25 protein-coding genes and 1 pseudogene are annotated in these 26,830 nt (G+C 61.5%); 9 read left to right on the top strand and 17 right to left on the bottom strand.

Annotation, left to right across the window (positions count from 1 at the left end):
- Positions 1-64: 64 nt before the first annotated feature.
- The gene (locus tag VUN82_02955; GenBank protein XAS72836.1) at positions 65-1,510 is read right to left on the bottom strand and encodes a M20/M25/M40 family metallo-hydrolase; all 1,446 of its coding nucleotides are present in this window, start codon (positions 1,508-1,510) and stop codon (positions 65-67) included.
- 89 nt (positions 1,511-1,599) lie between these two features.
- Between VUN82_02955 and VUN82_02950 the strand changes: the two genes are divergently transcribed.
- Positions 1,600-3,072, top strand: a complete 1,473-nt coding sequence (locus tag VUN82_02950) for an ornithine decarboxylase (protein XAS72835.1) — start codon at positions 1,600-1,602, stop codon at positions 3,070-3,072.
- A 351-nt stretch (positions 3,073-3,423) separates the two neighbouring features.
- Here VUN82_02950 and VUN82_02945 read toward each other — a convergent pair.
- The 6 genes and pseudogenes from VUN82_02945 to VUN82_02920 all read right to left on the bottom strand — a co-directional run bounded on the left by VUN82_02945 (position 3,424) and on the right by VUN82_02920 (position 8,756).
- Positions 3,424-3,864, bottom strand: a pseudogene (locus VUN82_02945) (DUF1801 domain-containing protein).
- Positions 3,865-3,957: 93 nt separating this feature from the next.
- Positions 3,958-5,070: an FAD-binding oxidoreductase gene (locus VUN82_02940; protein XAS72834.1), complete on the bottom strand. Its 1,113-nt coding sequence runs from the start codon at positions 5,068-5,070 to the stop codon at positions 3,958-3,960.
- Positions 5,071-5,117: 47 nt separating this feature from the next.
- Positions 5,118-6,161 carry a Gfo/Idh/MocA family oxidoreductase gene (locus tag VUN82_02935; GenBank protein ID XAS72833.1) on the bottom strand — a complete coding sequence of 348 codons (1,044 nt, stop codon included), beginning with the start codon at positions 6,159-6,161 and terminating at the stop codon, positions 5,118-5,120.
- A complete protein-coding gene (locus VUN82_02930) occupies positions 6,161-6,946 on the bottom strand; it encodes an amino acid ABC transporter ATP-binding protein (GenBank protein XAS74588.1) in 786 nt (261 codons plus the stop codon). The genes VUN82_02935 and VUN82_02930 overlap by 1 nt, the downstream gene beginning before the upstream one ends.
- 44 nt (positions 6,947-6,990) lie before the next feature.
- A complete protein-coding gene (locus tag VUN82_02925; protein ID XAS72832.1) occupies positions 6,991-7,779 on the bottom strand; it encodes an amino acid ABC transporter permease in 789 nt (262 codons plus the stop codon).
- Between the two features lie 110 nt (positions 7,780-7,889).
- Positions 7,890-8,756: an ABC transporter substrate-binding protein gene (locus tag VUN82_02920; protein ID XAS72831.1), complete on the bottom strand. Its 867-nt coding sequence runs from the start codon at positions 8,754-8,756 to the stop codon at positions 7,890-7,892.
- Positions 8,757-8,936: 180 nt separating this feature from the next.
- On the opposite strand from VUN82_02920, the gene VUN82_02915 reads away from it, so the two are divergent.
- The 3 genes from VUN82_02915 to VUN82_02905 all read left to right on the top strand — a co-directional run bounded on the left by VUN82_02915 (position 8,937) and on the right by VUN82_02905 (position 10,995).
- On the top strand, positions 8,937-10,034 hold the full coding sequence (locus VUN82_02915; GenBank protein XAS72830.1) for a LacI family DNA-binding transcriptional regulator: 1,098 nt from the start codon (positions 8,937-8,939) through the stop codon (positions 10,032-10,034).
- A 68-nt stretch (positions 10,035-10,102) separates the two neighbouring features.
- On the top strand, positions 10,103-10,567 hold the full coding sequence (locus tag VUN82_02910) for a hypothetical protein (protein XAS72829.1): 465 nt from the start codon (positions 10,103-10,105) through the stop codon (positions 10,565-10,567).
- Entirely contained in the window at positions 10,564-10,995 is a 432-nt protein-coding gene (locus VUN82_02905; protein ID XAS72828.1) for an SRPBCC family protein, read from the top strand. Before VUN82_02910 ends, VUN82_02905 begins: the two co-directional genes overlap by 4 nt.
- An 87-nt stretch (positions 10,996-11,082) precedes the next feature.
- Here the strand turns inward: VUN82_02905 and VUN82_02900 are convergent, their stop codons facing one another.
- The 5 genes from VUN82_02900 to VUN82_02880 all read right to left on the bottom strand — a co-directional run bounded on the left by VUN82_02900 (position 11,083) and on the right by VUN82_02880 (position 15,735).
- A complete protein-coding gene (locus VUN82_02900; GenBank protein ID XAS72827.1) occupies positions 11,083-12,081 on the bottom strand; it encodes a helix-turn-helix domain-containing protein in 999 nt (332 codons plus the stop codon).
- A gap of 91 nt (positions 12,082-12,172) precedes the next feature.
- Positions 12,173-13,141, bottom strand: a complete 969-nt coding sequence (locus VUN82_02895; protein XAS72826.1) for an alpha/beta hydrolase — start codon at positions 13,139-13,141, stop codon at positions 12,173-12,175.
- 146 nt (positions 13,142-13,287) lie between these two features.
- Positions 13,288-14,373, bottom strand: a complete 1,086-nt coding sequence (locus VUN82_02890; GenBank protein ID XAS72825.1) for a phosphatase domain-containing protein — start codon at positions 14,371-14,373, stop codon at positions 13,288-13,290.
- Between the two features lie 30 nt (positions 14,374-14,403).
- Positions 14,404-14,697 (bottom strand): putative quinol monooxygenase, encoded by a 294-nt coding sequence (locus tag VUN82_02885; GenBank protein XAS72824.1) that lies wholly within the window; start codon positions 14,695-14,697, stop codon positions 14,404-14,406.
- A 39-nt stretch (positions 14,698-14,736) separates the two neighbouring features.
- Positions 14,737-15,735 carry a LacI family DNA-binding transcriptional regulator gene (locus VUN82_02880; protein ID XAS72823.1) on the bottom strand — a complete coding sequence of 333 codons (999 nt, stop codon included), beginning with the start codon at positions 15,733-15,735 and terminating at the stop codon, positions 14,737-14,739.
- 177 nt (positions 15,736-15,912) lie between these two features.
- Here VUN82_02880 and VUN82_02875 point away from each other — a divergent pair, with 177 nt between their 5' ends.
- The 5 genes from VUN82_02875 (at position 15,913) to VUN82_02855 (ending at position 21,654) form a co-directional block, all read left to right on the top strand.
- Positions 15,913-17,025, top strand: a complete 1,113-nt coding sequence (locus VUN82_02875) for a substrate-binding domain-containing protein (protein ID XAS72822.1) — start codon at positions 15,913-15,915, stop codon at positions 17,023-17,025.
- An 18-nt stretch (positions 17,026-17,043) separates the two neighbouring features.
- On the top strand, positions 17,044-18,090 hold the full coding sequence (locus tag VUN82_02870) for an ABC transporter permease (GenBank protein ID XAS72821.1): 1,047 nt from the start codon (positions 17,044-17,046) through the stop codon (positions 18,088-18,090).
- Entirely contained in the window at positions 18,087-18,881 is a 795-nt protein-coding gene (locus VUN82_02865) for an ATP-binding cassette domain-containing protein (protein XAS72820.1), read from the top strand. The genes VUN82_02870 and VUN82_02865 overlap by 4 nt, the downstream gene beginning before the upstream one ends.
- Before the next feature lie 113 nt (positions 18,882-18,994).
- Positions 18,995-19,954, top strand: coding sequence for a carbohydrate kinase (locus tag VUN82_02860; GenBank protein ID XAS72819.1), 960 nt, complete (start codon positions 18,995-18,997; stop codon positions 19,952-19,954).
- 350 nt (positions 19,955-20,304) lie between these two features.
- Positions 20,305-21,654: an MFS transporter gene (locus tag VUN82_02855; protein ID XAS72818.1), complete on the top strand. Its 1,350-nt coding sequence runs from the start codon at positions 20,305-20,307 to the stop codon at positions 21,652-21,654.
- A gap of 2 nt (positions 21,655-21,656) precedes the next feature.
- On the opposite strand, the gene VUN82_02850 is transcribed toward VUN82_02855, so the two are convergent.
- From VUN82_02850 to VUN82_02830, 5 genes are all read right to left on the bottom strand, one after another.
- Positions 21,657-22,919, bottom strand: coding sequence for an MFS transporter (locus tag VUN82_02850; GenBank protein XAS72817.1), 1,263 nt, complete (start codon positions 22,917-22,919; stop codon positions 21,657-21,659).
- On the bottom strand, positions 22,916-23,290 hold the full coding sequence (locus VUN82_02845) for a MarR family transcriptional regulator (GenBank protein XAS74587.1): 375 nt from the start codon (positions 23,288-23,290) through the stop codon (positions 22,916-22,918). The genes VUN82_02850 and VUN82_02845 overlap by 4 nt, the downstream gene beginning before the upstream one ends.
- Before the next feature lie 208 nt (positions 23,291-23,498).
- Positions 23,499-23,717: a hypothetical protein gene (locus VUN82_02840; GenBank protein ID XAS72816.1), complete on the bottom strand. Its 219-nt coding sequence runs from the start codon at positions 23,715-23,717 to the stop codon at positions 23,499-23,501.
- Positions 23,714-24,952: an ROK family protein gene (locus VUN82_02835; GenBank protein ID XAS72815.1), complete on the bottom strand. Its 1,239-nt coding sequence runs from the start codon at positions 24,950-24,952 to the stop codon at positions 23,714-23,716. Before VUN82_02835 ends, VUN82_02840 begins: the two co-directional genes overlap by 4 nt.
- A gap of 137 nt (positions 24,953-25,089) precedes the next feature.
- Positions 25,090-26,580, bottom strand: coding sequence for an amino acid permease (locus VUN82_02830; GenBank protein XAS74586.1), 1,491 nt, complete (start codon positions 26,578-26,580; stop codon positions 25,090-25,092).
- Positions 26,581-26,830 lie beyond the last annotated feature (250 nt).

The raw sequence follows: 26,830 nt of genomic DNA, 5'->3' as shown, positions 1-26,830 counted from the left end.
CACCCGGCTGCACTCATCCCGCAACCGCAGAGATCTCAGTGCAGTCAGCTTCTGACAACGACAGTCACCCACGGCCCTCCAACGATCTTGTCCTGGTTGGTACACCGCCTTGAAGTGCCGTAAGGAACAGCGCCTCGGCCAGGATCGCGTTCCTTAGTTCCCCAAGGTGGACGGACTCATTGGCCCCGTGAGCCCGGGAATCCGGATCCTCCGCGCCGGTGATGATGATGGAACACTGCGGTTGGGCAGCGGCGAGTGCGGCAACGAACGGGATGGAACCACCAACGCCCATGGACACTGGCTGCGCTCCCCATGCCTTCTCCAAGGACCAGAGTGCCGCCTGAACCATCGGGTGGTTGGAGTCAGCCCTGAAGGGCATGCTTTTGGACCCTGGGGTGAAGGTGACCTTCGCCCCGAAAGGAACGTTATTCAGTGCATGGCGCCGCACAGCTTCCATTGCCTGGTCGGGGTGGTTCCCCGGCGGCAAGCGAAGGCTGAACTTCACGGTGGCCTCGGGCAGCAACACGTTCCCGGCTGTCGCGATGGGTTGGGAATCCAGCCCGACGAAGGAGAGTGCGGGCTTGCTCCATAGGCGTGAAGTGATTGTCCCGGTTCCAGCCAGCTGAACGCCCTCCGGCACACCCGCGTCCCGCCGGAATGTCTCCTCGTCCATATCAAGGCACTCAACCGGGCCCTCAACCAGCCCCTCCACAGCAACCGAGCCGTCAGCGTTGTGGAAGGTTGCCATCAGTCGGGCCAGGATGGCCAACGCATCAAGGACCGGCCCTCCGTAGGTCCCCGAATGCAGTGCATGGTCAAGGACGCGGACACAGATGGTCCCGTCTACCAGGCCGCGGAGGCTGGTAGTCAGGCCGGGGATCCCGATCTTCCAGCTGCCTGAATCCGCAACAATGGCGGCGTCAGCAAGGAGTTCCTGTCCGTAATCCGCCATGAAGCCCTGAAGACTGGGTGAGCCGGCCTCTTCCTCTCCCTCAACGAACACAGCGAGGCCCAGCCCGTGATCCGGCCCAAGAACCGAATCGACGGCGTGGATGGCAGCGAGGTGCATGACGATTCCGGCCTTGTCATCCGCAACACCACGTCCCCAAAGACGTCCGTCCTTCTCCACTGCGGAGAAGGGCTCCGAACCCCAGGCGTCCAGCGGTCCTGCTGGCTGAACATCGTGATGAGCGTAGAGCAGGACAGTGGGAAAGCCCTCCGCAGCAGGCCGCTTCGCCACCACTCCCGGTGCGCCTTCTGCCCCGGTTTGATCCGCGGTCCGGATGATTGACAGATCGGCGAAGCCGCCCGCCCGGAACAGGTCTTGCACCTGGCGGGCACTGAGATCCAGAGCATGGGGATCAAATCCGGCCCAGGCGACGCCGGGAACGCTGACCAAGTCGGCCAGGACGGTCACGTAGTGGGCCATGTTTGCATCCACCGCGGCGGCGAGTGCCTCAAGGGTGGCCGGTGGAAGGTGGGCTTGTGGAAGATACTCATTGAACTTCACGCGTGATTCACCTTGCGCCTTGACGGGTACATGGAAGACGGGATCGATGTAAGGAATTGTAAGTTTACTTACCCATCAAGGAGAGCCTCGTGGATCAAAATGAAGCACCGTTGCTCGATGCGTTGGCCGAGTACCACCGACTGAACCGCTACGGGTACACGCCTCCCGGCCATCGCCAAGGCAGGGGTGCCGATCCGCGAACCCTTGAGGTGCTGGGGGCGGACACGTTTCGCTCCGATGTGCTTTCCACGGCAGGACTCGATGACAGAAAGTCCTCCGGCGGCTTCCTGAGCAAGGCCGAGGAGCTCATGGCCGAAGCCGTTGGAGCCGACAAAGCCTTCTTCTCGACATGCGGCAGTTCCCTCTCCGTCAAGGCCTCCATCCTTGCCGTCACCCGCGGAAGTGGCGATTTGCTGATTGGCCGGGATGCACACAAATCCGTGGTGGCCGGCGTCATCCTGTCCGGACTCCAGCCCCGGTGGATCAGTCCGCAGTGGGATCGGGACCTGCACATTGCCCACCCGCCGAGCCCTGAAGAAGTGGAGAAGATGTGGCAAAGGTACCCTGATGCCGCCGCAGCCCTGATCACCAGCCCAACGCCCTATGGCACGTGTGCAGATATCGAGAAAATCGCCGAGATCTGCCACTCCAGGGGCAAGCCGCTGATCATCGACGAAGCATGGGGCGCGCATCTGCCGTTCAATAAGCGGTTGCCTACGTGGGCCATGGATGCGGGTGCAGACATTTGCGTCGTCAGCGTCCACAAAATGGGAATGGGATTCGAGCAAGGATCCATCTACCATCTCCAGGGCAGCCTGGTGGATCCGGTGCGGCTAAGCCAGTGCGCCGATCTGCTCTCCACCACCAGCGCCAACGTCATGATCTATGCGGCGATCGATGGTTGGCGGCGGCACATGGTCCAGGATGGCGAGGTGCTGCTGGAAAAGACCTTGAACCTGGCCGAGAGCGTCCGCAGCGATATCGATTCCATGACTGGGCTCCACGTCCTGGGGCCGGAGCTGGTCCATGCCGAGGCCTCCCATGATTTGGATCCCCTCCATGTGCTGATCGACGTCGCGGGTTTGGGCATCAGCGGCTACCAGGCGGCGGACTGGTTGCGGGCCAACTGTCACCTTGACGTTGGGCTCAATGATCACCGGAGAATCGAGGCAACGTTGTCTCAATCCGATGATGAGGAAACAACCGGCCGCTTGCGGACAAGCCTGCAGCAGCTGGTCGAGGCCGCACCCGAGATGCCGGAACCGACGCCCGTTCAGCTCCCGGATCCCGAGGACCTGGAGACGCCAACGGTGATGCTACCGCGGGATGCCTTCTTCGGACCCTTGGAAAACGTCCCGGCAGAAGAAGCTGCAGGCCGCATCGCTGCCGAGCAGATCACGCCGTATCCGCCTGGGATCCCGGCAATCCTTCCAGGCGAACGGATCAACCAGGCCGTCGTCGATTATCTCCGCACCGGAGTAGCCGCCGGAATGGTTTTGCCGGATCCGGCGGACCCTTCAATGAAAACCATCAGGGTAGTGGCACATCAGCGCGACCAGTGAGCTCTGGACTCTGCCCACATAATCACTAGGCTGAAAAAGACCAACACCGAGTTCCAAAGGAGAGATGATGACGCTTCCTCCAACTCATGAACCTGAGCCGTTCCCGCCGGAACCGGGACCGGTCCAGCCACCGCCGGATCCCACTACCCCGTTCCCGCCCAGCCCTATTCCATCTCCAAATCCGACGCCCGGCCCGCTTCCGGTTCCGGATCCTGGTCCCGTTCCACCGCATCCTGACCCAACACATCAGCCGGATCAGCCGCCAAGCTAGGCTGGTTCTGGATCAAACGAGTACGACGGCGGCGCTCACCTAACAAGGTGAGCGCCGCCGTCGTTGCCGGTTCCGATCCGCTAACCGACCGCCCTCTTGATGAGCTCGACGATCCTGTCTTCAAGCTCCGGGGTGAGCTCAGTCAGGGCATACGATGTTGGCCACATGCTGCCGTCGTCGAGCATGGCATTCTCTTCGAAGCCGAGGGTGGCATACCTGCTCTTGAACTTGTCGGCACTCTTGAAGAAGACGATGTTCTTCCCGTCTTTGGCATACGCCGGCATTCCGTACCAGGTCTTCGGGGAAAGCTCCGGCGCGTGCTCCCTGATCAGCGCATGGAGTCACTGCGCAATGGCCTTATCTGCCGGCGGCATCTCGGCGATCTTCTCCAGGACGTCGCTCTCGCCGTCGGGCTTGGAAGCCTTCTTCGTCTTTTTGAGCTCCTGCGCACGCTCCTTCATGGCGGCGCGCTCATCCTCCGTGAATCCGTCGTAGGACTTGGTAGTTCCGGTCTCAGTCATGGCAGGCCCCTCTCGCTGCTGAAAATCTTTCGGATATTTCAACGATAGATCCGGGCCGATCGCCGGGCTTCTTCAATACTGCTCAATCAGCAGCTAGGAGAAACGTCCGGGCCGGAAAGTTGCCAGCATCGGGTGCTTCTTGCCTGTCAGGATCTCTCCGGACAGCAGTTCACCTGCGATGAGTCCGAGCGTGGCACCCGAGTGCGTAAATGCGACAAAGCAGCCGGGCACTTGGCCAAGTTCACCGAAGACGGGCTCACCATCGCCGGGGATGGGCTTGTAGCCGATCTTCCAGGAGGCGGGCTTGAGTTCCGGGTTGCCTGCAATCAGCTTGGAGGATTCGTCGGCCAGTTCCTGGACAACGTCATCAGGAATGCTGAAGGAGCCGTCGGCGTGTTCGGTGATCCGGTCCTCATACCAGTCGTGGTCCAGCGCGAAAGTGTTACCCGGGTTGGGACGAACGGCGGCACGCGGCGTGTTCATCACTGCCTTCACCTGGTGCTCCACAGGCTTGGTGACCACCAGCATGGAGACCGGGGAACCATTGGGGATTTCCACCCCGAGCGGCTTCACGACGGCGGGCGTCGCCGCGCCGCAAGCGACGAGGACGGCGTCGGCTGAATAGGTCTCGCCGGAGGCAGTCTCGACGCCGTTGGCCCGGCCGCCGTCGAGCGTCACTTGGACTTTGCCCGCGTTAAGGACGAGCTGACCACCGAGGGCGTGGAACTCCTCCATGAGGAAGTTGACCAGGTCCGGCAGGCTGACCCAGCCCTCGCCGGGGTTGAAGATGGCGTTCTCGGGAACAGCGCTGGCGTCGATGCCGGGCGTCACCGATGCGATCTCCTCAGGGGCGAGAAGCTTGGAGTCGTAGCCAATCGACTGCTCGTACGTGTGGCGGGCTTCGGTCACCTCGCGCTGGCCTGCAGCGTTCCACATGAGGCCTCCGCCGAACTGCAGCCATTCGCGGGTGGGATCCGCCGCGAACAGTGTGCGATACCGATCGACGCCGGCCAGCCGCAGCTGGTGGTAAGGGGTGGACCGTTCGCCGGCTGAGTTGAGCCAGGACAGTGAACGGCCCGTGGCCTCGCTGGCCAGGCCCTGCTCGGTCAGGAGCGTCACGGAAGCTCCCCCGCGGAGCAGGTGAACGGCGGTGGAAACGCCCAGGATGCCGCCCCCGATGACGGCGACGTGCTTGGTGGAGGACATAGCTCTCCCTTTCTTTCGTGTTTGTGATGCCTGGGACGCCCTTGCGCTTACGCGAAGGCGTGGATACTTTCGATGATTTTGAGGGTTTCAAGCGCCTCGGCCGGAGCTACCGGAAGGCGCCCTTGGCCACGGAGGCAGGCTGCCAGTTCTGCGTAGAACTGCGGATAGGCGCCCTTTTCTGCAGGTACCGGTGTGGCTGAACCGTCAACTCCCAGAAGCCCCCAAGACTCCTGGGGTTCGATTCCATAAGAAGCGTCCGACGGCGTGACACCGGCTGCGAGCGCAGGTTCCTGACCGTCGAGTCCCCACTTGGTGTACCCGGCTTTTGATCCGAGGACGTGGAACCGCGGGCCAACCTGCGCCGCCATGCCGTTCATCCACAGCCGGGACCGTACGCCTGACTCGTGGAGCAGGGACACGAAGGCCTCCGTGTCTGCCGCGTCGGGATGCGGGCCATGATTTGCGGTTTCGCCGTAGCTCTCCTCCACAGGTCCGAACAGCTGGATGGCTTGGTCGATCAGGTGGGCGCCCAGGTCGTGAAGGATTCCGCCGCCCTCGGCCAGCGTGGATGTATCGCGCCAGTTCCCGAAGCCTTCGGGCCGCCACCATTCAAAACGTGACTCAAAAGTCCGTACTTCGCCCAGTGCCCCTTCCTGCAGCAGTTTGCGCAGCGTCAGGAAGTCGGCGTCCCACCGGCGGTTCTGGAAGACCGTGAGCTGCACACCGGCGTCGGACGCGCGTGCGGCCAGCTCCTCACCGTGGGCCACGCTGGTGACGAAAGGTTTGTCCACCACAACGTTCAAGCCGCAGGCGATTGCCGTGGCACCGAGCTCGAGGTGCGTGAGCGGCGGCGTTCCCAGCACCACCAGATCGAGGTCGCTGGCAAGGGCGAACATGTGTTCCGGAGTGGGCACTATCCGCGCTTGTGGATAGAGCCGCGCGGCCTCGCGGGCGCGCTCCGGGTCCGCCGTCACGATGACGTCCAGCGAATAGTTCGGATCTGCTGCGATCAGCGGGGCATGGAAGACCTTGCCTGAGACGCCAAACCCGACGACGGCAGTCCGGATGGGTGCCGCTGTTACCTGACGCATCACAGGACCTCCGAAAGGAAGCGCTGCAGGCGTTCGCTGCGCGGGTTGTCGAAGAGCTCGGCAGGGGTGCCGACCTCCACCACTTCGCCTTCGTCCATGAAGACCACTTGATCAGCAACTTTGCGGGCAAAGCCCATCTCGTGCGTGACCACCAGCATGGTCATGCCGCGGCGGCCGAGGCCTGCCATGAGGTTCAGGACACCCTTGACGAGTTCCGGGTCCAGCGCGCTGGTGGCTTCGTCGAAGAGCATGACTTCCGGTTCCATGGCGAGCGCCCGGGCGATAGCGACACGCTGCTGCTGACCGCCGGAGAGGTCGCGCGGCCGGTGGTCGGCGCGTTCGGCGAGGCCCACTTCGGCGAGCCGACGCTGAGCGCGTTCCCGTGCCTCCTTCTTGGACATTCCCTTGACGCTCCACAGAGCGAGGGCCACGTTCTCCAAGGCTGTGTGGTCCGGGAAGAGGTTGAAGTGCTGGAACACCATGCCGATGCGGGCGCGGAGGATGTCCGGCTTGACCTTGAGGGCGCTTTCGCCGGCCAGAAGCACGTCGCCGCTCTTGGGTTCGTGCAGGCGGTTGACGCCGCGTAGGAGGGTGGACTTGCCGGAACCGGACGGGCCGATGATGCACGTGGTTGTGCCCGGAGCCACGTTCAGGCTGACGTTGCGGAGTACCTCTACGTCGCCATAGGCCATGGTCAGGTCCCGCAGTTCCAGGCTGGAGCCGTGGAACGTCTGGACGTCGGCTGCGGCTGGCTTGTCCTTGGCGGTTGACTTGGCCGTTGACATGTTGGTGCCGGTGCTGCTGGCAGTGTTGCTGCTGCTTGTGAGGTTCACGTGTTGCTCCCGGTGATGAGCGGCGATGCCGCGTCGAGTTCCTTGACTTCCTTCAGCCCACTGGTTGGGGCAGTGGGACGGCGGCGACCGGTGCGGAACTTGTTGTCGAAGTAGTTGACCAGGTGGGTCAGTGGCACGGTGATCACCAGGTAGAAGATTCCTGCCATGACCAGCGGTGAGAGGTTGCCTGAGAGCACTGCGGCGTCCTGGCCCACACGGAACAGTTCACGCTCGCTGACCAGCAGGCCCAGGAAGTAGACCAATGAAGAGTCTTTGACGATTGCAATGAACTGGTTCACCAGGGCTGGCAGCACACGGCGTACGCCTTGCGGTACCACTACCAGGGCCATGGACTTTGAGTAGCTCATGCCGAGGGCACGGCACGCCTCGCCCTGGCCTTTGTCCACGCTCTGAATGCCGGCACGGAAGATTTCTCCGATGTAGGCGCTAGCGATCAGGCTCAACGCGATGATTCCCAGCGGGTAAGGCGAGGGTCCAAACACTGACTGGCTGAACCGGGCAAAGCCCTGGCCGATCAGGAGGATGGTGAGGATTGCGGGCAGGCCACGGAAAAGGTCCGTGTAGATCCGCGCCGGGATTCGCAGCCACTTGGACCGCGAGATCCCCATGACTGCCACCACCATGCCCATCACTACGCCGAGGATGGTTGCTGCGATGGAGATGATCAGGGTGTTGAGGAGTCCAACTCCCAGGAGTTGGGGCAGTACTTCGATCATCGAATCGACATCGAAGAACGTGCGGCTGATGGTATTGAGCCAATCCATTTGGTGCTCTCAGACGTTTGTTGGTTTTTCGGGATGGCCGGGCGGGCTACGGGATGTGGCCCGCCCGGCGGTGTTGTTGATTAGGCGGTGTTGTTGATTAGGCGGTTGCCCTACTTGGCAGCCGTTGGCGACGGGCTGGAGGTCTGCTCCGCCTTGGGCAGGTACTGCTCAGGCATCGGCGAGCCCGGGAACCACTTCTGGTAGAGCTTCTTCCAGGTGCCGTCTTCCATGGCCGCGGCAAGGCCCTTGTTCAAGGCTTCCTTGAAGGCAGGCTTGTTCTTGGCAATGGCGAACCCTGCCGGGGCGTCGAAGGACGGGATGTCAGCTGCACTGACCAGTCCGAACTGCTCCTGGTACGCCTTGGCTGCCTCGTAGTCCAGGAAGTGGGCGTCCACTGCGCCGCTGTTGACGGCGGAGATTGCGGTGTTGTTGTCCGGGAAGCGGACCAGTTGGGCGGAGGTGAAGTTCTTGACCGCGTAGGCTTCCTGGAGCGTGCCCTGGACAACGCCCAGGCGCTTACCAGAGAGGCCGTTGACGTCCTTGATGCCTGAGGTCTTGGTGGTGATGACCGTCAGGTAGCCGGCCAGGTAGCCGTCGGAGAAGTCAACGGTTTCCTTGCGCTTGTCCGTGATGCCAATGGCCGCGACGCCGACGTCGAACTGGCCATTGGCCACGGCCGCGAGCAGGCCGGAGAAGTCCTGTCCGGTGAAGACAACCTTGTCCACGCCGGCGCGGTGGGCCACGTCCTTGAAGAGCTCCACATCGAAGCCGGTGAAGTTACCCGAGCCGTCCGTGAAGGTGTAGGGCTTCGAGTCGCCAAGGCTGGCGACTCGGATAGTGCCCGGTTCTATCAGGCCGTAGGGGTTCTGGGCCGAGCTCGAGGTCCCGGCAGAGGATCCACCACAGCCGGAGAGGGCGAGGAGGGCCGCCAAGGCTGCTGCTGCGAGCGCTGCCGGGCGGAAGTTCAGTTTGATCACAGCGTTGTCCAATCGTGGGGAGGGCCAGCGGTGCTGTCTGGGCCGCTTTTGGGTCTTACTCGATGTTGGGTCTTGTTGAGTCCGGTCTCAGCCCCTAGGATTGAGACCGGACTCACATCGATTGATTGAAAATGTAGCGGAAGTCACAAGCCGCGTCAACACCACTCCTGAAAGGTGAACATGAGCACTGATGGATCCCGACGGCGGGACGTAACGGTTGCCGACGTCGCCAAAGCCGCGCAAGTCTCCAAAGCCCAAGCCGCGCGCGCACTGGGCAACTATGGCGCCGTCAGCGAGGACGTTCGGGAGCGGGTCCTCGCCGCTGCCGAAGGGCTTGGCTACCGCCCCAACGAGCTTGCCCGCAGCATGAACACGGGCAAATCGAACACCATTGGCGTAGTGGTGGGCGATATCGAAAACCCGCACTTCGGCTTGGCAACCAGGGGCATTACCGACACCGCGAAGAGGAGCGGCTACAACGTCATCCTGATCAACACCGATGAAGAACGGGCCGCGGAGGTGGACGCCGTGCAGGTGCTCTTGGACAAGCGCGTTGACGGGCTGATCGTAGCTCCCGCCTCATCCGTGGAAACCTCACACTTGAAGGAGGTCCGCGACTCCGGCCGGCCGCTGGTCCTGCTGGACCGCGCCGCCGAAGGAGTCGACGTCGAGACGTTCGCCGTGGACATGGGCGCCATCTCCTACGAGTCCACCAAGTACCTCATCGAAGCAGGCCATCGACGCATCGCGTTCGTCTCCACCGTGCGGACAGACGGGCCCTACGTTGCGGGGATGACGCTGGATTCCTCGCAAATCTCGGACCGCTTGGAGGGAATCCGCCGCGCCTTCGAAGAGGAAGGTCTCAGCCAGCCGATCGACCTGGTGCGTCTCAATGCCGGTGACGCCGATTCCATTATGCGAATCACCCGTGACCTGCTGAAGGGGCCGGATGCTGCCACGGCCATCATTGCCTCTGACGGCCTCATCGCCTTGAGCGTTGTGGAAGCCATCCAGGAATCGGGGCTCTCCGTCCCCTCGGATGTATCCCTCCTCATGTACGACGATTTTGCCTGGACCCGTCTCACCACTCCCCCGCTCACCGTCATCGCGCAGCCCGTCTACGACATGGGAATGGCTGCCGCCACCGCGCTGATCCGGCAAATTGAGGGCAGGAAACCTTCCTCACCAGCTGGCCCGCCGTTGAAGGCGCGACTCGTGCTCCGCGGCTCAATCGGATCGCCGAAGGACGTCGGCGTCCTAAGTCAGGCGGGCGGTTAACCCCTGCCAAACCCCTTGCACGCCCAACAGAAACGGCCACACTGGAAGCATCAGGTGAGGAAGCTGACATGCCAAAAGTGGAAATGGATCTGGATTCCGTCGTCCCACCGGCGAAGGTACGGGAGGCCTTGCTGGACTTCAGCCCACGTCGGCCGGAGATCTGGCCAGGCATCTACCCACCCATGTACGAGGTTTACCAGGTGGGCGATACCTTCGCGGAGATCAGGGAAGGAAGCAAAGCTCCGCGAGGAGTGATTTGGGCAAAGGAACACTACAACTGGGCAGACCCCGACGAAGTGAAGTGGACTGTCCAGGAGAGCAATTTCTGCGCCCCGGGAAGCTACGTGAGCGCGCGGATCACACCCAACGAATCCGGCGGTTCACGCATTCACGTTACCTGGAACCGTAAGCCCACAAGTTTCATGGGTCGCCTGGCCGCGTTCATGATCGTCGTGACCCGGGGCGCGCCGGTGGCAAGCTCCCTGCGAATGGGCCTGAAAAAGTTGGAAGCGAAAGGCGCCACGGAGCCATGATCAAATCTGCAGAGAGCGTTGTCATCGCCCGGACACCGGAAGAAGTCTTCCAGTACGTGGCGGACCTTCGCAACGAACCGAACTGGCACGTTGACATTGCCAGCGTGCCTGACCAAACCGACCCTGTCCCAATCGTCGGCAAGACCTACCCGCTGAACTTCAAACCCTTCATGGGCAAGACCGACGGCACATTCACAGCCGTGGATGTCAGGCCCGGCTCGCGCTTGCAATATCGAGCCGACTTCGCAGGACTGCAGCCACGCATCACTTACACGGTGGAGCCAGCCGGGGAAGGCGCCCGCTTCACTCGAGGCGTGGAGATGCAACCAAGCGGACTCAAGGTTCTCATGACCCCGATGATGGCGTACATGGTTCCCCGGCGAAACAAGGTCTTTGTCCAGAACCTGAAGCGCGTGCTGGAATCCTGACGGCTGCTTTCGCGGTCCGCTTCGTAAAACCACGACGTCGGCTAGTCACCCACCCGGGGCGGCCAACCGCCGTCGAGGTTTACTTCCTTAGTCGAATCTGTTGGTGGCAAGCAGGAACAGAGTAAGCGCCAGCGTAAGGCGCACGCGGCCGGAGGGCGTTCGGATGTCGAAGCCCAGAGCCGACGTGAACTCGCTTGCGCGATTCTGGACGCTCGAGTGATGCAGATTGAGTTGACCGGCCACGGCGCGCAGGCTGCCCGATTCAGCAATGGCTTCGAGCATTCGCCATGCCTTGGGCTGTTCTGCGATCAGCCGCTTCAAGGCCGTAACGTCAGCCGGTTCGTGAGTGGCCTCGCTTGCCCTTTCAGCAAGGACAATGAGGCTCCCAAGATCGTCGGCATTGTGAATCGGGCGGTGTGGGCTAGTGAGTCTGAGGGCCAGGAGTGCTGTCTGCCAAGATCTGTCCAGCTCCTGGGGGACGGTGGCCAAGCCGATTCCTGCCCTCGTATCCTGTGGCGCAGTCGCCATGGACGGGCGAATGAATGCCCGGATTGCACCGAATTCCGTGTGAACTACCGCTGACGATCCCGGCATTGGCATCACCGCAGGGACTGTATGAACCCTGTATGAGCCAGTGCGCTCCAAGTGCAGAAGGGCTGCCGCCTCCATGCGTCTTTCCAATGAGGACTCGCTGCTGATCATCGTCTCAATTGCGCGTCGCGTGGCTGCTACGGGACTCGTTCGATCCCAAAAGATGCCCAGTGCAATCGCGAGCCGTTCCAGGATCAATTCATCATTGACGAACCCGGGGCTGGCGCGCTCAATCCATACCCGTCCGTCGGCACCAAACTCCTTGGAAGGCCACTCACCTTGTTGTTCCGGCATCGTCCGTCCAGATGCATCAACGCACATGGAACGGCCATCCATGGCAAAGCCAACTGAACAGTCACACAGTACCGCCGCCCCGCGGATGAGCATTTCTGCATTCGCCCGGCTGTTGACCAGCGCGTCGAAATAGGTGATGACCTTGAGGCTTTCCGAGGCCTGGGGATCGAGCGCTTTGAGGCGCCACACGAGTCCTTGCATAACTAACGCGCGCCACCTTTGGTCTTCGAGAAGTTAATGGTGGCCCAGTCCGGCTGCTGCGGCAATGCATGACGGGCAGCCGGACGTGGGTTCAGGCATCCAGAATGCGTCGAAGCCACTGGGTGCGGGCCTCCCGTGCCATGACGGAGAGCGCTGCTTGGGGAAAGAAAATATCAAACCCATGGAAACCGCCGGGCCACACGTGAAGCTCCGCGTCACCCCCGCAGGCCCAAATGGTGGAAGCGTAGGCAATGTCTTCGTCGCGGAAAACCTCTGCGGAGGCCACATCGATGAAAGTGGGAGGAAGGTTTGAAAGATCCTCAGCCCGGGCCGGCGCCGCGTAGATGGAAACGTCCTCTGTCTTCCGACGGCCGCCGAGGAGCGCGTCCCAGCCGGTATCGTTGCTCGTCCTGTCCCACACGCCGATGCCATCAATTTGGCGACTGGAGATCGTGTCATTGCGGTCATCGAGCATTGGATAGATCAGGAGCTGACCGGCCAGTTCAGGGCCACCCCTATCGCGTGACAGCAGGGCAACACCGGCAGCAAGCCCTCCACCTGCGCTCGCACCGGCAACAATGAGGCGACCAGGATCAATGCCCAGCTCTGCAGCATTCGCGACCACCCATTCCAGGCCCGCGTAGCAGTCTTCCACGGGCGCCGGGTCCGGGTTTTCAGGGGCAAGACGATATTCGACAGAGACAGCCACGGCATCCAAAAGCTCTACCCACTCAATGAGCCAATCCGCGCCAAGAAACCGATCGCCCATGACCATTCCGCCGCCGTGAATGTGGAAGATTCCGGGTCCGCCAGGCTCGTGGTCTATCCGCCGAAAAATGGACACGATGAGATCTGGAGCCCCTACGGGGCCTGGAATGGTCCGTTCAAAGTGTTCTACTGGGCGACCGGCCAAGAGATCCTCGATAGGAGTCGCCACGAAGGACTGCCGCATGCCTTCGATCATGTCAGCCGTCAGCGTGGGAGTGATCAGATCACCCAATGCCACAAGTGTCGCCCCAAGCTCCGGATCAAAAGGTGGCGCTTTATGTACCGATTTCATCTTGACCTCCATTAATTCGGCCACCTCGTCGTGACCTGAAGCAAGCCTAGGTGCGCCCGACCACGAAGCTAACCGCCAAAAGCCCTCAAAAGGAACGGCGAGGACCGCCATGTGGCGGTCCTCAGCGATGTGTTTTCACAGCTGCCTCAGTCCCCCTGCTCCGGCTCGTCCGCTGAGCGCACACTGCTCTGGATGATGCCGAGTTCCTCGAGCTGCGCTGACATCCCGGCACCGTCCGGAGCATAGATCCAGGGGATTCCCGGCGTCGGTTGTCCCCCGGACTTTGACCTACCGCCGGCGAGCACCGCTTCACCGACGGAGAGCTGCCGGATGGCGATCGCCCTGACGTTCTCCGGGTGGCGATGTGCGAATTCGGAATAGATGGCTTCGTCGTGCTGTCCGTCGTCGCCTACGAGCAGCCACTTGATGCGGGGGAACTCCTCTGCCAGGCGCTCCAGCGAAGTGCGCTTGTGCTCCCTGCCGCTGCGGAACCATCGATCCGGCGTCGGTCCCCAGTCGGTCAACAGCTTGGGCCCTGCGGGGTACAGATTGCGGGACAGGAACCGTGACAGTGTGGGCGCCACATTCCAGGCCCCGGTGGACAGGTAGAGCACCGGCGCCGTGGGTGCCGTCCTGGCGATCCTCTCGTAGAGGACTGCCATGCCCGGCGTCGGTGTCCTCGCATGCTCATTGAGAACGAACGTGTTCCAGGCCGCCAGGAACGGTCGGGGAAGGGCTGTCACCATGACAGTGTCGTCAATATCGGAAACCACACCGAAGTCTGCGTCGTCCGCCATGACTTCCACGGGAGCCTCGACGATTCTGGAACTCCCGGATTGCAGGGTGATCGTGTGCCAGCCGGGATCCAGGGCTGCCTCAATGCGGACATCGACGACGCCCCCACGGTCGGCTTCGACGTCATGGACGGTGCCTGCAATGGTCACCCGTACGGCTGCATGAGCGACGGGCGCACTAATGAAGTTCCGCCAGCCGCGCATGCTCTCCTGCAAGGGGTTGGCATGGCCGGCGGCATCGCGGGGGTCGCTGCGAACAACTCTGGCCAGCACCCGGACCCAGGAAGTAGTGCCGTATCCGGTGTACGGGATGACCGTTTCCACGCGACCCCTCCGGATGGCGAGGCGCGTCTGGAACCTCAGCCACGCGTCGTCGAGCCTGACAGCCAGATGGTCGCTCTTGGACAAAGTGCGCGGTTTCTCAGGACGGGGAAACATGCGTCCAGTCTGGCATGGCCGGGCGGAAGGCTACGATACGGGCGTGAGCCAGGTGAGAACGGACCCGTCGCCTTCGATGTGATCAGCCAACTCCGCGTTGAACTTTCGGCCGTATTCTGCGCCAATGTGCTCCTGGAAGGCTTCCTCGTCGCGGTAGACCTCGAACACGAAATATTCCCGCGGATTGGTTTCCCGCGTGTAGGGCAGGAACATGACGTTGCCTGGTTCCTGGCGCACGTGCCCTGCGAGTTCTGTCATCATTTCAGCCACCCGGGTTTCGCTGCCTTTCTTGACGGTGAATTCTGCGTACAAAGTTTTGGTCATGTCCGGTCCTTTGATCGATTGAATCGGGATTGCTTCTGGTTAGTTCTGGGGCAGTATCTCGCCGGAGCCCCTGGGGATGAGTTCCGTCGGGACGATATACGTCTGTGGTGAGCGATTGTCGCCGTCGATCCTTGCAAGGATCCGTTCTGCAGCGAGCTTTCCGATGCGTTCAGGGTGCTGGGCAACCACGGTTACTCCCGGCTCCATCATGTCGGCCAGGGTGAAGTCGTCAAATCCGACCAAAGCAACTTTGTGCTGCTCACCGAGGGATTTCAGCGCCCGCATGGCACCGAAAGTTACCAGGTTCTGACTGGAGAATATCGCGGTAGGCGGGTTCTCTGATGTGAGCAATTCGTGCGCAGCCTTGAGGGCCGTTTCCTCGTCGTGAAGATTCTCCCGGACCGCAACGGTGGAGGTCGCGATCCCGGACCTGCCGACCTCGTCCAGGAAACCTGCGCGGCGTTTCACGGCGGTCTGGATATCGGTCCGGTCCCCGAGGTAAGCCAATTTGGTGTGGCCATGCTTGATGAGATGCGCGGCTGCCACCGCGGCACCCACCTCATTGTCCGTGACCACCGCATCTGCCTCAATACCCACAGGCTCGCGGTCGATGAACACCAACGGCAGATCACGGGAGTGTTCGGGGATCATGTAGGCCTGGCTCTTCGCGATCGTTGTCAGCACAAGACCATCCACGCGACGCCCCAGGAAAGCCGAAATCAACTTCCTTTCCCGGTCCGGGTCGTCATCCAGGCTCGAGGCGAAGACAGCAATTCCCCGCTCACCGAGGGCATCCTCCATCGCGCGGTGAATCTCACCGCTGAAGGGGTTGGACACGCTCGGAAGCAACAGTCCGATGGATTGGGTCTTGCGGCCGGACCGCTTCAGACTGCCGGCTGTGATGTCCAGGTGGTACTGAAGTTGCTCCGTTGCCCGCAGGACCCGTTGACGGGTTTCCTCCGAAACACCTGGTTCGTCGTTCACCACCCTTGAGACCGTCTTGATGCCAACCCCGGCAAGATCAGCGACGTTTTTCATCGTGGGGGGCTTGCGCGCAGGATCGGCTTGGTAACGATTAGACATCGTTGTCAACGAAATGCTCCTCAACTTCATTTAACACTTGACTGCACTGTGTGAGCTTGGTTACATGTTACCTGACAACGTTGTCATGGGGGAATCAGTCGCCATGAGCAGCCACAAAAAACAGGAGTTTCAATGTTGAGTTCCAAAGCCTCGAGGTCGGCAAAGACCCGTCTTCTTGCCGCCGGCGCAGTCCTGACACTGGGCGCACTAAGCCTGACTGCCTGCGGCGGCGGATCCTCGCCGTCGTCCAGCGCGAGCAGTGACGAAAAGATCGGCGTTTCGCTGATCGTGAAGACCACGTCCAATCCGTTCTTTGTGTCGATGCAGGATGGCGCCAAGAAGGCTGCCGCGGCGGACGGCGTTGATCTCAAGCTTGCCGCAGGCAAGGCCGACGGCGACGAAGACACCCAGATCCAGGCCATTGAAAACGCGATCTCCAAGGGCGACAAGGGAATTCTCATCACCCCCAACGGCCCGTCCGTAGTGGATGCCCTGAAGAAGGCCAAGGACGCTGGCCTGTTCGTTATTGCCCTTGACACCCCGCCGGACCCGGCCGATGCCGCTGACATCACCTTTGCCACGGACAACTTTGCCGCCGGCGAGCTGATCGGCAAGTGGACTGCCCAGCAGTTGGCGGGCAAGAAAGCTGTGATCGCACTTGTGGACCTCTTCGATGACAAGGTGGTGTCCGTTGACTATAACCGTGACCAAGGCTTCCTGACCGGCCTGGGCATCGACACCGCCGATAAGAAGAAGAACGGCGACGAAGCCAAGACGGGCAAGTACACCGGCGGCAAGGGTGGCGAGTACGAAATCGTCGGCAGCCAGGCTTCCCAGGGCGCTGAAGATGGCGGACGTACCGCCATGGAGACCCTGCTGGCCAAGAACCCGAACATCAACGTCGTTTACACGATCAACGAGCCTGCTGCTGCCGGCGCGTTCGAAGCACTGAAATCCGCGGGCAAGGAAAAAGACGCCCTGATCGTCTCCGTTGACGGTGGCTGCTCAGGCGTAAACAACGTCAAGTCCGGTGTGATCGGTGCCACGGCACAGCAGTACCCGGTCAAGATGGCCGAGCTTGGTGTCAAGGCCATTGTTGACCTCGCAAAGACCGGCAAGAAGCCTGCCAACTCCGAGGGCCTGGACTTCTTCAACACCGGAGTGGAGCTCGTCACGGACAAGCCCGTAGACGGCGTGAAGAGCATCACCACCACCGACGCTTCCCAGATCTGCTGGGGCAAGTAAGTTCAGGAGCAACCTAAAGTGACCCAGCAACAGACCGCCGGCCCCCCGAGCGCGGGGCACGCTGACCTGGCCGAGGAATTCCTCGACCGCCAAACACCCCTCAGCAGAATTCGCAACATTCTCCACCGCTACCCCGCCCTCAGCCCGGCCATTGTCCTGCTGATCGCCGTGGTGGTCTTCGGACTCCTCAACGACCGCTTCCTTCGGGTAGAGAACCTTTCCCTGATTACCCAGCAGGTCGCCGTCGTCGGAACCCTGGCCATCGCTCAGACGCTCATCATCCTGACCGCCGGAATCGACCTTTCCGTCGGCGCAGTCATGATCCTGTCCTCGATGGTGATCGCGCAGATGGCTGTCGGCAGTGGCGTCCCAGGTCCACTGGCACTCATCGCAGGTTTGATCGTCGGACTTGCGTCAGGTGCACTGAACGGTTTCCTCGTGACACGTTTCCGGCTCCCGCCGTTCATCGTCACGCTCGGAACCCTGAACATCTTCGTCGCCCTGACCCTGCTCTACTCCGGTGGCAGCACCGTCCGCGGATCCGCCATGCCTGGCGTGCTCACCTGGCTGGGAAGCACCTTCCCGATCGGGCCCGTCCGGATCTCCACGGGCGTCGTCATGATGCTCCTGCTCTACATCGTCGTCGCATTCATCCTGGGCAAAACCGCCTGGGGACGGCACCTCTACGCCGTGGGCGATGACAAGGAAGCAGCCCGCCTGGCCGGTATTCCCGTCAACCGCGTCCTCATGAGCGTCTACCTGGCCGCAGGAGCCGTCCTTGCCGTCGGCGCCTGGATCCAGATTGGCCGTACCAACGCCGCCAGCCCCAACGCCGGCGTCGATCTGAACCTGGACTCCATCACCGCCGTCGTGATTGGCGGAACCAGCCTGTTCGGTGGCCGCGGCTCCATCTGGGGTTCGTTGCTCGGAGCGCTGATCGTTGGCGTCTTCCGCAATGGCCTCTCCCTCGCTGGCCTGGACGTGCTCTACCAGACCCTCGCGGTGGGCATCCTGATCATCATCGCCGTATCCGTCGATCAGTGGATCCGAAAGGTCAAGTCATGACCATGACTGAATTTACAGCCTCACACACCGAAACCCGCGAGCCCATCCTCAAAGCCAGGAACCTCGTGAAGACCTTCGGCCGCGTGGTTGGCCTCGACGGCGTCAACCTGGATCTCTACCCCGGCGAAGTCCTGGCCATCATCGGCGATAACGGTGCCGGTAAGTCCACGCTCATCAAGTGCCTCACCGGCGCCGAAGTTCCGGACACAGGAGAAATCTTCGTGTCCGGACAGCAGGTCCACTTCAAGCGGCCACAGGACGCCCGCGTCCACGGCATCGAAACGGTCTACCAAAACCTGGCCGTCTCGCCGGCCCTCGATGTCGCTTCGAACCTGTTCCTCGGCCGTGAAGAGCGTCTTCCCGGGCCCCTGGGGAGCATCTTCCGGATGCTCGATAGCAAGGGCATGCGCAAAAAGGCCAAGGAAGAGCTGACCCGGTTGGGCATTTCCACCCTGCAGGACGTCACTGTTCCGGTGGAAAACCTTTCGGGTGGCCAGCGCCAGGCAGTCGCCGTCGCCCGTGCGGCGGCATTCGGATCCAAGGTGGTTGTTCTTGACGAACCGACGGCGGCACTGGGCGTTCGTGAATCCAACCAGGTACTGCAGTTGGTCCGCGACCTTCGTGACCGCGGCCTGCCTGTCATCCTGATCAGCCACAACATGCCCCACGTGTTTGACGTGGCCGACCGGATCCACATCCAGCGCCTGGGCAAATGCGCGGCCACCATCACCCCGCAATCCCACACCATGACCGACGCCGTCGCCATCATGACAGGTGCTGCCAAAGCCTGACAGGCCGCACCTTCCGTGCCAACGGAACCCCCTTCTCCGTCCGCGGACCTGCCCACAGGTCCGCGGACGGATCCACACCCGGCCGTCCAGCCGGTACCGACGAAAGAACCGAGATGCAAAAGCCTCCCCCCGGCACCTCCGCCCATGACCAGCTGGATGTTGTTGTTATCGGCGAAGCCCTGATCGACATCGTTAACACCCCCGAAGGAACCATCAGCTATCCAGGGGGATCGCCGGCGAACGTCGCCTATGGCCTTGGCCGGCTCGGCGTATCCACGGGGCTGCTCACAGCAATCGGCGAAGACGAACACGGTACCGCTATCGCCAACCACCTCCAGTCCGCAGGTGTCCGGCTTCTTCCGGGTTCAACATCCCTTGAACGCACGGCCACCGCTACTGCCACCTTGGCGGCAGACGGCTCGGCCAGCTACGAGTTCGACATCGCCTGGGAACTGCCTCCGGTAGCGCCTGCCATGATCCCGAAAGTCCTGCACACCGGATCCATCGCCACATTCCTGGCCCCGGGAGCCTCCACCGTTCGCTCCCTTCTTGAGCAAGGCCACAAGTCGTGCCTGGTCACTTATGACCCCAATATTCGCCCTGCCCTGCTTGGCAGCCATGCTGAAGCAAAGAGTGTCTTCGAGGACCTGCTCCCGCTCACGGACGTCGTTAAACTCAGCGACGAAGATGCTCACTGGCTCTACCCGACGGCGTCTCCGGACGAGGTCACGTCCCGCCTGCTCGCGCTGGGGGCACGCCTGGCCGTCATCACGATGGGTGCTGATGGCGCCCTCCTCGCCACGCAAAGTGCGAAGTTCAGCATCCCCTCCGTGAAAACCGAGGTTGCCGACACCATCGGCGCCGGCGATTCCTATATGTCCGCCCTCATCTTCGGCCTTTTGGCAGAGGGCGAAGAAGGATTTGCGCCGGGAGCACTGGAAACCATCGGAAAAACTGCCTCCATGGCCGCAGCCATCACGGTCAGCCGCTCCGGCGCCAACCCGCCCACCGTTTCGGAACTGCAGGCACGGCTGGGCATGTCCCTCAGCGCGAAACTTGCTGTTGCGCCTTAACCAGGGCCTTTCTCCTAATGGCCTGATTGCCTGATCAAATCACGACGGCGGCAGCTCGCCTTTCGGTTCCGACGAACTAACGGTTCTTTGGGTACCGGGGCGGCCTGCCGCCGTCGTGCGTTTTCCGTTGCTACTCCCTGACAATCCCTCCACGGCACAATCCCTCCACGGTGACCTTTAACCACAGTGACCTTTGACGTATCGCAGGTCACATCGTATGATTAATGAATCGATTCAAGAGTGGGATCGAACCAACGTAACCTTCCTCATGCTGAATGAGCACCGCATTGTTCAGTCCTGGATTGGAAGAGTTTTTGTTCCTTGCCAACGATGACAAAGGAGTTCGGCGAATGACCGTCACGCACCGGAGGGATACCCCTTCAACCCAGGACGACACCATCGGCCGGAAGGACCCGAAGAAAGCCGCAATGAGCGGCTGGATCGGAAGCGCGCTGGAGTACTACGACTTCGCGCTCTATTCACTGGCCGCGACGCTGCTTTTCCCCACGATCTTCTTCCCCACGGAAAACCCGACCGTAGGCATCATCGCTTCCCTGGCCACCTATGCCGTGGGATACGTTTCCCGCCCGCTCGGCGCAGTGGTCCTGGGTGCTTACGGTGACAGGCATGGACGCAAGAGGGTCCTCGTCTTCGCGATGCTGCTCATGGGGTTCGCTACTTTCGCAGTGGGACTCCTGCCAACCTACGGGCAGGTGGGGCTTCTTGCGCCCGTCCTGCTGGTGATTCTCCGCTTGATCCAGGGCTTCGCCGTTGCTGGCGAACTCGGTGGTGCCAGCGCGATGATCGTAGAGCACTCCCCCGATGCAAGGCGCGGCTTCTTCGCTAGCTTCAGCCTTCAAGGCACGCAGGTGGGTTCGATCCTCGCCACTGCTGTCCTCATTCCGCTCGCCGCCCTCCTGCCTGATGATCAGTTCCATTCCTGGGGCTGGCGGGTGCCGTTCCTCCTCAGCGCCGTCGTGATTTTGGCCGGGTACATCATTCGCCGCCGCGTGCAGGAGCCACCGGCCTACCTGGCGCAGTCGGAAGAGCCAAGCACCAAACGCCGCTTCCCCCTTGCAGACCTCCTGCGCACCCACCCGTGGGTCCTGGTCCGATGCGTTGCGATGACGTTCACGAACGTCATCGGCATGGCCACCCTGATCTTCGGCGTGTCCTTCGCCGCCCAGAAGAGCTATGGCAACGGCTTCTCAAGCAGTGAATTCCTCTGGGTGACCATGGCAGCAAACGTAGCCGCAGTGGTGACTATCCCGTTGTTCGGGGCATTGTCAGACCGGATTGGCCGGCGGACGCTCATGGTTGCAGGCGGAATTGCCGGCGGTTTGTTGACCATGGTGTACCTGTGGGCGATCGAACAGGGCAGCCTGCCGCTGATCTTCGTCTGCGTTGTCATCGTCCAGGGCATCCTGTTCCAGATGTGGAACGCCACTTTCGCCACGTTCTTCCAGGAGCAGTTCCCTATGCGGATGCGGGTGACGGGCTTCGCAGTTTCACAAAACATCGGCCTGATGATCGCCTCGTTCTTCCCGAGCTTGTTCACGGCCGTCGCTCCCCCAGGATCTGCGAACATCCCCATGGTCATCGGCCTGACCACTCTGGGCATCTGCCTTGTCTCGGCGCTGGCCACCCTTTTGTCTTCGGACACGAAGGGAAAGACGCTGGAGGAGCTTGAGGCGCGTTAGCCTCAAGACACTTGGGTTGCCCGTCTCCGCAGCCATGCACTGCGCACATGTTCACGGAGCGTCTTCTGGCTTCGGCGGCTGACCAGGATCACGCAAGCGACGGCGGTCACCAAGACCACCACCCCGCCTGATGCGACAGCCCAGCGGGCTCCGAATTCCGTGCCGATCCAGCCCATAAGGGGTGCTCCTATGGCGGTGCCGCCTTGCAGGATGGCCAGGTACAGCGCGAGGACGCGTCCACGGAATTGGGGCTCAACGGACAACTGGATGGTGGTGTTGCAGCTGTTCAGGAACGTGATGGACGCCAGCCCTACTGGAACAAGGACTGCTGAATAAATCCAGAACGACGGCGAGATGCTCGCCAGGACGGTAAAGGCGCCGAGGCTCAGCGCGCCGCCCAGCATGAAACGGAGCCTCGGGCCGGACCTGCGGGCGGCAAGCAACGCACCCGCGAGCGTTCCCACGGCCATGATGGATCCCAGGAGGCCAAACGCCTCCGGCCCCATGCCAAACTCCGCCGTGGACATCAACGAATTCGTTACCTGGAAGTTCATGCCAAAGGCGCCCAGGAGGCCCACCATCAGCAAAATGAGGACCAGGTCCGGGCGCTGACGCACGTACCGGAGGCCCTCCGTTAATTGGTGCTTGCCGCGGGCCACTGGCGTTGCTGGCTCCAGCTCCGAGGCTTTAACCCGGCAGAGGGAAACGATGACGGCCACAAAACTCGCGGCGTTGAGAAGGAACACCGGGCCCGTGCCGATCCATGCAATGAGCACACCGGCGATGGCCGGGCCGGTCAGCCTGGCGCTGTTGAAGGACGCCGAGTTCAGGGCGACGGCGTTGGAGAGCTTGTCAGGGCCAACAAGTTCTGACACGAACGCTTGACGGGCCGGGCCATCTATGGCCGCAGCCAACCCCAAGGCGAGGGCGGCTAGATAGACGTGCCACAACTGCGCCACGCCTGTCACCACCAGCAGGCCGACGATCAGCCCGCAGATCCCCATGGCCGTTTGGGTCCAGAGGAGGATCACGCGCTTGCGATAACGATCAGCCAGGACACCCGCATAGGGTCCAAGCAGGAGCATGGGCAGGAATTGCAGTGCCGTGGTAATGCCCACTGCCGTTCCGGAGTGATTTGTGAGGACCGTCAGGACCAGCCAGTCCTGGGCCACCCTCTGCATCCAAGTGCCGACGTTGGACACCAGTGCACCACCAGCCCAGAGCCGGTAATTGGGACTCTCGAGGGCACGGAACATGGCACTCACTTGGCGCTCATCTCCTGCATGATGTGTGCGGCCCGGCTGAGTGTCAGCCGATCCTCCTCGCTGAGTCCTGCTACCCGCTGGGCCAGCCAGGCAGTCCGTTGGCTGCGGGCCTCGGCCAGAACTTTCTGGCCAGCGGCAGTGATGCTGATGTGGACCTGCCTGCCGTCTTCGGGGTGGGCCTGCCGTGACACGAAGCCTTGCCCGGACAAGGCGTTCACGATCCGGGTCATCGACGGTGCCTGGACGTGCTCCAGCTCGGCCAATTCCCGCAGCGTCTGCGAACCGGAATTAAGGTGGGCGAGCACCGTGTACTGCCCGGGAGTAATAACCTCGCCAGTGGCTTCGATGCGCAGCCTGCGGGATGTCCGCATCACCGCGGTTCGAAGATCAATGGCAAGAACGTCAGCTTGAATCTCCGCCGGTCCGTCGTTAATAGCTGCGGTCACTGGGAGGCGCCTCCTGAGATTGGCATAATAGTTAGCAGTGCTAATTAGCTCCGCTAACTATTATGCTCCTCGTCCGGCAGGCTGTCCACGCAGGGGTGCCTGCCTCTTCGAAGACGCTGCTTTGGGCAGCGGTTCAGAACCGAATGTGGACGGTGAAGTTGCCTTGAGGTCTGCTCGTGTGGCCGGCTGCGGCACGGCGGGCTACTTCAGGGATGTCGATGAAGCTTCCCGCCGTGGCGGAGAGCCCCGGGTAGTTATCGAAGGCAAGTGTCAATTGCCCATCCGCAGCCTGCGTTATGAAGACGGTGATTACTAATTTGGTGGATCCGGATGGGGATGCGGTTTTGGTCATGTCCGCACCCGCAGTTGAAGATCCAGGCTATTTTTCTCGACGTAGTCCAAAGCGCTTCTGATAGCACCAACCGCAACTATGGCCTCGCCCAAGCGGGACACGGCGAGGCGGGGCGGGGTCGCGCTGAATTCACCGAGTCGCTGCCCGATCGGTTGGAGCAATACTCCGGCCGATTTTGCCACTGCTCCGCCAATGACCAGAAGTTCAGGGTTAAGGATGGTTGCCACGGCTCCGATGACTCTAGCCATCCTGTCGGCGAGGCGGTCCAAAATTCCTTGAGCGAGGTCGTCCCCGTCTGCCGCCGCCGCAAAAACATGCTCGGCATCGATCTCCGCGCAGGCGTACTCTCTGAGTGAAGTCGTGGCGTTGCCGGCAAGGGCTTCAGCGGCCCAGGTCTTGGCCATGAGGGCGATCCCGAAGGTGTCGCCCACGCCTTGGACCCTTTTCAGGAAGGCCAGCTCTCCGGCCGCCCCATTCCTGCCGTGAAGGAGTTTCCCGCCGTCAATCACTCCAGCTCCGAATCGTTCACCGGAGAGGATCACCACGACGTCGTCGACTCCTGCAGCTTCACCGCACCAACGTTCACCCAAGGCAGCAAGGTTTGCATCATTTTCCAACATCACGGTCCATCCATGGCGATCTTTGAAAACAGATTTGATGTCCAGATCGAACAGCTTCCAAAAGCGTTGCGTGGCCAATACCTCACCATTTCGGTCAACGGGTGCTGCTATTCCGACCGTCACGGCGAGCACGGCGCCAGCAGAAGCAGCTGCGCTTTCGAGCGCTGTCATTGCCGCCTGGTTGATGACTTCAATACGTTCGCCGGCAGTAAGCTGGACGTCCGGGACGCGCTCTTCGGCGGTGATCTGGACTCCAGGGAAGGGCAGGCTGCATTGGCCTACAGTTTCCCCTCGGAGGTTTGATACAAGGGCGTTGACCTTTGCCATTCCCACGTCTACGCCCAGGACGAATCCGGCGCTTTCAAGAAATTCAAACCTTCGGGCCGGACGGCCTTTCTGATACTGCCCAGAGACCCGCTGATTCTCCAACTCCCGGATCCAGCCCCGTTCCATGAGTTCCTCGCAAACGGATATAGCGGTAGCGCGTGCCAGCCCAGTCGAATTCATGATCTCGGTAACTGTCACAACACGAGAAGTTCGCATGAAGCCAAGGACAGCGCTGGCGCTTACTCTGCGCAGCAGCTGCGGCTCCGGTCCGGAGATCACGGAAGGCATGCTGTTGACCTCTCTGACGAATGCGTCACTCAGACTTGAACGACGCATTCTTAGTGATGAATAGAAGGGAACTCCCTGTAGGGCCCGACGGCGATCGGTTCAGCATCGCCGTCGGGCCCTAACGGTGCGCGGCCAGGCTACTTTCTGGCTGCGTCGATGGCGGGGCGTTCAGCCACCACCGGAAACGCCCCTGTATAGCCGCCGCGCTGCTTTGCTGCGCGATAGATGCTCTTGCGTGCTGCGAACCAGCCGACCACCAAGGCGGGAACCAGGACCACCAAGGACGAGAGGACCCAGCGTCCGGTGTCCGAGAAGCCCATCGTCACGAGAACAAAGAGCAGGAATCCAAGAGTCAGGTAGGACGTGAAAGGTGCGCCGATGAGCCTGAAGGCTGGACGTTCTAGTTTCCCTTCGCTTGCCCATTTCTGGAGCTTCATTTGGCAAAGGATGATGGTGGCCCATCCTCCGATGATGCCCAGGGCCGATATCTCCAGCACGATTTCGAAGGCTTCTGAGGGGAATGCAGCATTGAGCCCGACCCCGAGCAGCGTGATGACTGCCGTGAGAAGGATGCCGCCGTAGGGCACCCCGTGCCTGCTCATCTTGGCGGTGAATGCGGGGGCAGAGCCGTTCACGGCCATGGAACGAAGGATTCGGCCGGTGGAGTAAAGACCAGCGTTGAGGCTTGAAAGTGCGGCAGTAAGTACTACGAAGTTCATGATTGACGCGGAAGTTGCCCCTGCATCCTGTGAACCGATGTGGGTGAAGAACGTGACAAAAGGCGATTCTCCCGCCTTGTATGCGGTGAAGGGCAGCAGCAGTGAAAGCAGGAGGACGGAACCTACGTAGAATATGCCGATGCGGAAGACCACTGTGTTTACGGCCTTGGGCATGACTTCCTTGGGCTTTTCCGTCTCACCCGCGGCCGTACCCACCAGTTCTATGGCGGCGTAGGCAAACACCACGCCGCTAACCGCCAGCAGGGGCGCAACGGCGCCCATGGGGAACATCCCGCCATTGTCCGCCATGATGTTGAAGCCGGTCGGCCCGATGTCGGTGTGGCCGCCGAAGAGCAGGAAGCAGACTCCGATGATGAGGAACAGCACAAGCGCCGAGACCTTGATCAGCGCGAACCAGAACTCCATTTCTCCGAAGAGCTTGACCGACACAAGGTTCAGTGCCAGGACCACCACCAGGGCCACGAGCGCTATGGCCCATTGCGGGACCGATTGAAGCGGTGCCCAGTAGGGTGCCCAGAACTTGACGTAGAGGGCGACGGCGGTCACGTCCACCACCGAGGTCATCGCCCAGTTGAGGAAGTACAACCAGCCTGCGGCGAAGGCCATTTTTTCGCCGTAGAACTCGCGGGCGTATGAAATGAAGGATCCTGATGAGGGCCGGTGAAGGACCAATTCACCGAGCGCCCGCAGGATGAGGAAAGCGAAAAAGCCGCAGACCGCGTAGACCAGGATCAAAGCTGGTCCCGAGCCATGGAGGCGACCGCCGGCCCCCATAAAGAGCCCGGTCCCGATGGCACCCCCGATTGCGATCATCTGGATCTGCCGTGGCTTGAGGGTCTTGTGATACCCCGCGTCTTCATTGGAGAAATCCTGGGTTGCAAGGGCCAAGTCGCCGGTGCGTTCCCGCTCATTTTCAAAGTCTTCGGCGGGATCGTGATCCTGTCGAGTTACTATTTTGGACAATTTGAAAACCTTTGATTGATTTGTAGTGCCAGAATTCGACTAACCGGCGCTCTCAACGTTAGGTGCGGTTTGTTTCATAAACATTTCACTTCGGTTAAGTGTCGGGGCTACGACTGAATCAATATGGGGGCGTTGGAATTACAGCCGTTAAATCTTCATTCTGGAATGGCCGGAT

This window comes from Micrococcaceae bacterium Sec5.1 (genome assembly GCA_039636795.1).
GTDB lineage: Bacteria > Actinomycetota > Actinomycetes > Actinomycetales > Micrococcaceae > Arthrobacter.
The sequence above is the reverse complement of the archived record's forward strand: the minus strand, read 5'-3'. Positions and strand labels throughout refer to the sequence as shown.